Annotated in this window: 8 protein-coding genes; 6 read left to right on the top strand and 2 right to left on the bottom strand. The window is 31.8% G+C overall.

Translation table 11 applies throughout. The features are described 5' to 3' along the window. Positions 1–674 (top strand): HAMP domain-containing sensor histidine kinase (locus C0512_RS14305; protein ID WP_290862745.1); only part of this gene is annotated, 674 nt, incomplete at its 5' end. Between the two features lie 2 nt (positions 675–676). On the opposite strand, the gene C0512_RS14310 is transcribed toward C0512_RS14305, so the two are convergent. Together C0512_RS14310 and nhaD are read right to left on the bottom strand one after the other, a co-directional pair. After that, a complete protein-coding gene (locus tag C0512_RS14310; RefSeq protein WP_290862747.1) occupies positions 677–1,108 on the bottom strand; it encodes a nuclear transport factor 2 family protein in 432 nt (143 codons plus the stop codon). A 9-nt stretch (positions 1,109–1,117) separates the two neighbouring features. Further along, complete coding sequence (gene nhaD / locus C0512_RS14315; RefSeq protein WP_290862749.1) at positions 1,118–2,404, bottom strand: sodium:proton antiporter NhaD; 1,287 nt, start codon at positions 2,402–2,404, stop codon at positions 1,118–1,120. A gap of 130 nt (positions 2,405–2,534) precedes the next feature. Between nhaD and panB the strand changes: the two genes are divergently transcribed. The 5 genes from panB to C0512_RS14340 form a co-directional block, all read left to right on the top strand. Further along, complete coding sequence (panB, locus tag C0512_RS14320; RefSeq protein ID WP_290862751.1) at positions 2,535–3,353, top strand: 3-methyl-2-oxobutanoate hydroxymethyltransferase; 819 nt, start codon at positions 2,535–2,537, stop codon at positions 3,351–3,353. A gap of 36 nt (positions 3,354–3,389) precedes the next feature. Beyond that, positions 3,390–4,079 (top strand): RluA family pseudouridine synthase, encoded by a 690-nt coding sequence (locus C0512_RS14325; protein ID WP_290862753.1) that lies wholly within the window; start codon positions 3,390–3,392, stop codon positions 4,077–4,079. A gap of 24 nt (positions 4,080–4,103) precedes the next feature. Next, complete coding sequence (locus C0512_RS14330; RefSeq protein WP_290862755.1) at positions 4,104–5,432, top strand: aldehyde dehydrogenase family protein; 1,329 nt, start codon at positions 4,104–4,106, stop codon at positions 5,430–5,432. Between the two features lie 10 nt (positions 5,433–5,442). Then, complete coding sequence (locus C0512_RS14335) at positions 5,443–6,228, top strand: hypothetical protein (protein ID WP_290862757.1); 786 nt, start codon at positions 5,443–5,445, stop codon at positions 6,226–6,228. 99 nt (positions 6,229–6,327) lie between these two features. Beyond that, positions 6,328–6,630 (top strand): hypothetical protein (locus C0512_RS14340; RefSeq protein WP_290862759.1); only part of this gene is annotated, 303 nt, incomplete at its 3' end.

The following is a 6,630-nucleotide window of genomic DNA, read 5'->3' on the forward strand; positions in this document are numbered from 1 at the left end:
TTGCGAAAACAAATTTTATTGCTACAGTTTCTCATGAATTTAAAACACCGATTTCATCCATGAAAATGAGTCTTCAACTTCTTGAAAAAGAAACAATTGGCAAGCTAAATAAAGAACAAAAAAATCTAATTGAAAGCATGAAAGAAGATACAAATAGATTACTGCGGACTACAAGTGAATTACTAAATATAACACAAGTTGAAACAGGTCAGTCTAAATTAAATATTCGAAAAACCAATCTGAAAGATTGCATAATTGACGCTTTAAAAAGTAATGAAAAACTAGCGTTAGAAAAAAACATTCAATTAGATTTTAAACTAGAAGCTAGCGATATTAAAATTGCTATTGACCCAGAAAAAACCACATGGATTATATCAAATTTATTATCCAATGCAATAAGATATAGCTATGAAAACTCAACGGTAACGATTTCTTTACTAGAAAAACAAAACGAAATAGAAATAAAAGTAAAAGATAATGGTAAAGGAATTGACAAACAATATCAATCTAAAATATTTGATCGTTATTTTAGAGTCCCTGGTTCAAAATATGATGGAACTGGTTTAGGATTAGCAATTAGTAAAGAATTTATTCAAGAATTGGGTGGTTCTATTTCTTTTAAAAGTGAATTAGGAACTGGTAGTGAATTTAAAATAACATTTACAAAAGCATAATGCTACTTCCTCCTCGTATCAAATATATAAACCACTTTCCAAACCTCATTCTCTTTAAATAGCTGAAAAGAATTCACTCCGGAATGGCTTAATTTTCCATTGACATAAAATTCATAGGGTGTCCAAACATGTGCCATTGAACCATCCACCTGAATTTTATAATTCACTATTTTTTCCTCAAAAGTCATGGTTGTTGGAATGGAAGCAATTGATTTGTAAAAATCAGATGCTTTTTCAACTGAAAATTTATTCCCTTTCTCAGATTCGGAAATAGAATGTAAAACCAAATTTTCAGAACAAACTAGTTTTAAAGCAATTGAATCTCTTTGGTGAAATGCTTTGAAAAAAGTTTCAATGGTTTGCTGAATTTCCTTTTCTTGTGCAAAAGAAAAATGACTCATTAAAAGTAAAAGTAAGAAGTAAATTTTTTTCATATAACTTGTCTAATGGGTTAGCCAATTGAGAGCTAAGAAAGCCACAATACCGGCAATATAGCCTGCTACTGCTAAAGGTGTAATTTTTTTCAAATACCACATAAAAGAAATTTTTTCTTTCTCCATTACTGCTATACCTGCGGCAGAACCAATAATTAACATACTTCCCCCGGTTCCTGCACATAGTGCGATAAATTCCCACAAAGAATCATCTATAGGATAGTCAGTCAAAGGAAACATAGCTTGAGTCGCGGCTACTAAACTGCCATTATCAACAATGGATGATAACACCCCAATTGAAACAATCATCGTGTCAATATTAGGTAAGCTTTCCAGTAAAAAATCGGCAAACGTACTCAATATTTGAGTATCCTGTAGAGCATAAACCATCAATAAAATTCCCATAAAATAAAGTATCGAACTAATATCAACTTTTGACAATGCATGAGCAACAGAAAATAAGTCTTTCTCTGATTGAGATTTTTCTCGATGATAAATTATTGATACCAAAGCCACAAATCCTAGAGCAATTAAAACCCCAATAAAGGGTGGCAAGCCAGTTATTGATTTTATTACCGGAACCATCACTAATCCAAAAGCACCAGCAAGTAAGACACTTAAACTACCTTTCATCCTTTCCTCTTGCTTTACCTCTGCCATGGATAATTGGACCCGTAGAACTGCAAAACCATTCATGCGATAACTGGCAATAATTAAAGGAACTAAAATCACAAATACAGATGGCACAAACAATATTTTTACAATTCCTGAAGCACTTACTTGTCCTCCAATCCAAAGTAAAGTAGTGGTAACGTCCCCGATTGGACTAAAAGCTCCACCTGCATTGGCTGCGATGACAACAATACCAGCAAGAGTCATCCTTACTTCGCCTTTAGGCATAAGTTTTTTTAATAAAGTAATCATGATAATTGCTGTTGCTAAATTATCTAACAAAGCTGACATGAAAAAAGTAACAATTCCAACAATCCAAAGCAATTTAAGTACTGATTTTGTTCGAATTCTATGCGTAATTACTGAAAAACCTTTATGTAAATCAATTAACTCTACAATGGTCATGGCTCCTAACAAAAATATCAGTAAACCTGCTATTTCCCCAAAATGTCCGGATAATTTTTCTGAAAGTAACTGTTGATCTCCTTCATGAAACAAAGCAAAAAACACCCAGCATAAAGATCCGGTAAGAATGGCTGTAATCGTTTTATTAATTTTGAAGGGTGATTCAAAAATGATTAATAGATATCCTAAAATCGCTATGGCAAGAACTATATAAGTCATTTTTTACTGTTAAATTATTTAAAAGCAAATGTAAATAGAATAGTGCTAAATTTTTTTCTTTCATCTAATTTTTTATGCCATAAACAAACATTCCTTACATTTGTACATATCGTTAACAAAATTCATCAAAATGTCAACAGCAAAAAAAGATTACAAAAGAATTACGACCAAATCATTATTTGATATGAAAGCCAATGGCGAAAAAATATCAATGCTAACGGCTTATGATTTCACCATGGCTAAAATTGTTGACGCGGCAGGAATTGATGTTATCTTAGTAGGAGATTCTGCAAGTAATGTAATGGCGGGACATGAAACGACTTTGCCCATCACCCTTGACCAAATGATTTATCATGCCAGTGGAGTTGTTAGGGCTTGTGAAAGAGCATTAGTGGTTGTTGATTTGCCGTTTGGAACTTATCAATCCGATTCTAAAGAAGCCTTACGATCTTCTATTCGTATAATGAAAGAAAGCGGTGGACATGCTGTTAAATTAGAAGGTGGAAGTGAAATTAAAGATTCTATCAAAAAAATATTAAATGCTGGCATTCCTGTAATGGGACATTTGGGACTGACACCTCAATCCATTTATAAATTCGGAACTTATACCGTTAGAGCTAAGGAAGAAGCAGAAGCTGAAAAATTAATTGAAGACGCAAAATTACTAGAGAGAATTGGTTGTTTTGCTTTAGTTTTAGAAAAAATACCGGCTAAATTGGCTCAAAAAGTAGCCGAAAGCATTTCTATTCCCGTTATTGGTATTGGTGCAGGTAGTGGTGTTGACGGTCAGGTTTTAGTTTTGCATGATATGCTTGGCATGACACACGAATTTAGTCCGCGTTTTTTAAGAAGATACATGAATTTATATGAAGACATGACTAAAGCTATCGGACAATATGTTGCTGATGTAAAAGCAGTTGATTTTCCTAATGCAAACGAACAATATTAATCAAATTTGAAAATGTAATAATTTGAAAATTTGAAAATGAAACTACTGACTACCAAAGATAATCTCCAAATTCTTCATGAGGATAATCATTTGATTGTAGTGAACAAAAGAGTTGGGGATATTGCTCAAGGTGATACTTCAGGCGATAAACCTTTACCGGATATTGTCAAAGAATACCTAAAAGAAAAATATAATAAACCAGGAGAGGTCTTTTTAGGAGTTGTTCATCGGCTTGATCGACCTACCTCCGGAATTGTTGTGTTTGCTAAAACCAGTAAAGCCTTGACTCGAATGAATGAGTTATTTAGTTCAAGAGAAACACAAAAAACATATTGGGCAGTCATAAAAAATAAGCCCCCAAAAGAAGAAGACACGTTGGTTCATTTTATAAAACGAAACCAACAAAAAAACACATCAAGAGCTCATTTAAAAGAAGTTCCTGAGAGTAAAAAAGCAAGTTTAAGTTATAAAATTATAGCAGAATTAGATAATTATTTTGTTTTAGAAATTGAATTACATACCGGTAGACATCACCAAATTAGGGCACAATTACAAACCATTGGTTGTCCTATAAAAGGAGATTTAAAATATGGTTTTGACAGAAGTAATCCTGACGGAGGAATTCATCTACATGCCAGAAAATTGTGTTTTATTCATCCCGTTTCTAAAGAAAAAATAGAATTAATTGCTGCTACCCCCAATGATATTATTTGGAATTCGATATAAAGTTTAATTTTTGATTATCAAGTTATGAGTATACTCGTCTCTCCCCAAAAAAGAAAAAAATTGCTCAAAAAGCTACTGATTTCTATTCAAAATCATGAATCAGCAATTATTGAAGCCTTACAAAATGATTTTAAAAAACCTCCTTTTGAAACCTATATTACAGAAATCAATTATGTAATTTCTGATTTAAAACATACGATTTCAAATGTTGAAAATTGGTCTAAACCAAAACGGGTTTGGCCCTCTATTTTGAATTTTCCTTCTTCCGATTATATTTACACGGAACCTTATGGGAGAGTACTCATTATCGCACCTTGGAATTACCCATTTCAGTTAGCTATGTGTCCACTAATTGCGGCTATTGCTGCCGGAAATACTATTGTTCTAAAACCATCTGAACTAACCTTTAATACATCCCAGCTTATTACAAAAATTGTTGAGGAAGTTTTTGATGTAAAAGAAGTAGTTGTCGTTCATGGCGGAGCTGAATTCACCCAGTCTTTACTAGAAAAACGGTGGGATTATATCTTCTTTACCGGTAGTGTGTTTGTTGGTAAGATTGTGGCTCAAGCCGCTGCAATAAACCTAACACCTTACACACTTGAATTGGGTGGAAAAAACCCTTGTATCGTTGATGAAGGAGCTGATTTAGAAATTGCAGTAAAACGAATTGTCTGGGGTAAATTCATTAATGCCGGACAAACCTGTATTGCCCCTGATTATATTTTAGTACAAGGAAAAGAAAAATACAATTTTGTAGAATTATTAAAAAAAGAAATTATTCGAGTGTATGGTGAGAATCCAGAAGAATCAAAAGATTTTGCCCGTATAATCAATTCTAAAAATTGGCATCGTTTAAATGAAATGATAGACCACACTAAAGTGCTTTTCGGTGGGATAACAAATGAAAACGAAAAATACATAAGTCCAACATTACTTGACGAACCCAGCCTGAATAGTGAGGTAATGAAAGATGAAATTTTTGGCCCTATTTTACCTATTATATCTTATCATGATGAAAATGATTTAGAAAATATAATTTCAAAATATGAAAAACCATTAGCATTATACGTTTTCACAAACGATAAAAAATTTGCAGAGAGAATGATTGCAAAATTCACTTTCGGTGGAGGATGTGTAAATGATTGCATGGTTCATTTTTCCAATCATCGATTGCCTTTTGGAGGGGTTGGATACAGTGGAATTGGAGCATATCATGGTAAATTAGGTTTTGATTCTTTTTCTCATCAAAAAGCAATTGTAAAAAAACCGAATTGGGGAGATAACCCTATTCGATATGCTCCGTATAAAAACAAATTGAATTTTATAAAAAAAGTTTTATCTTGGCTCTAAAATATCACGTATGGAAAATAAAGACACGCAAATTAAACATGCCATTACATTTGGTTATTCACTTGATTTTGGATTAGTTATTGAAAAATCCTTTGAAAATTATAAAAAAATTGCCTTACTTGGGGGTGCAACAATATTATTATTGATGATAATACTAATAGGTATAGGATTTGCAATAGTCGCTACATTTATGGGAGTTGCTAATTTAACTGAAACCTTGACCGATTTTAATCCCCTAAATTTTTCTACTGTTGGAATCTTAATTTACATTGGAGTAATGGTTCTGATTTCTGGTCTTTTTAGTCCAATTGGTGCCGGTTTTTTAAAAATGGCTCATTTAGCAGAGGAAAATAAAGAGTTCACCATGGGGACTGTTTTTGACTATTATAAAACTATTCATTTTAAAGAATTATTTATTTCTGCTTCTCTATTAGCAGTTGTGAATTTAGGAATCAGTACCACTTTAGATTCTATGAATTTAACTGTTTTAGGTACGATATTAACTTACATCATTGGATTTTTAACTTTTTTAACCGTTCCACTTATCATTTTTGCAAATCAAAATGCTTTTGAAGCAATAACAAAAAGTGCACAATTAATTATAAAAAATCCTTTTATAATTTTCGGATTAATTATTGTCGGGATTATTGGAATATTTATTGGACTAATTGGGCTGTGTATCGGAGTCTTTTTCACAATGCCATTTTGGTACTCTTTAACTTATACTATCTACAATAATATTGTTCCTATAAATGAAGAAAGTGAAATTGAGGAAATTGGAAACGACCTAGAATAACTATTTAAAATAAAAAAAATCAATAAAAAAAGAGTTGTAGTTAGTATGCAACTCTTTTTTTTATATTTTTAGACTTGAAAAACAAACCCAAACAAACAAATGCCCTTATCATTTTCTCTGAAATTGTTTTCTTTCATTTTAGTAAACTTTATTTCTTCTGCTGTCTATTCAGCAACAACAAATCGCAACATAACTGATAATGATATAGTTGCGTTTGAAAGTTTTAAGAAATATTATTGGTTGTTGGTTATATTGATTGTCTTAGTAACCACAATGTTTTTAAAATTAAATAAAAAACGTTCAAAATTTTCTAAAGATTACACTGCAAATTATTCTGACATAACAAACGATGCATACCTCTATCGCTTATATTTTTTATTTTTTGGAATTTTAATTCCTTCT

The sequence above is a fragment of the Flavobacterium sp. genome, from assembly GCF_013822155.1.
In the GTDB taxonomy this organism is placed as follows: domain Bacteria; phylum Bacteroidota; class Bacteroidia; order Flavobacteriales; family Flavobacteriaceae; genus Flavobacterium.

Coding starts and splice junctions, on each gene's coding strand:
- nhaD (WP_290862749.1), bottom strand. CDS start 2,404: ATGACTTATATAGTTCTTGCCATAGCGATTTTAGGATATCTATTAATC.
- panB (WP_290862751.1), top strand. CDS start 2,535: ATGTCAACAGCAAAAAAAGATTACAAAAGAATTACGACCAAATCATTA.
- C0512_RS14325 (WP_290862753.1), top strand. CDS start 3,390: ATGAAACTACTGACTACCAAAGATAATCTCCAAATTCTTCATGAGGAT.
- C0512_RS14310 (WP_290862747.1), bottom strand. CDS start 1,108: ATGAAAAAAATTTACTTCTTACTTTTACTTTTAATGAGTCATTTTTCT.
- C0512_RS14330 (WP_290862755.1), top strand. CDS start 4,104: ATGAGTATACTCGTCTCTCCCCAAAAAAGAAAAAAATTGCTCAAAAAG.
- C0512_RS14335 (WP_290862757.1), top strand. CDS start 5,443: ATGGAAAATAAAGACACGCAAATTAAACATGCCATTACATTTGGTTAT.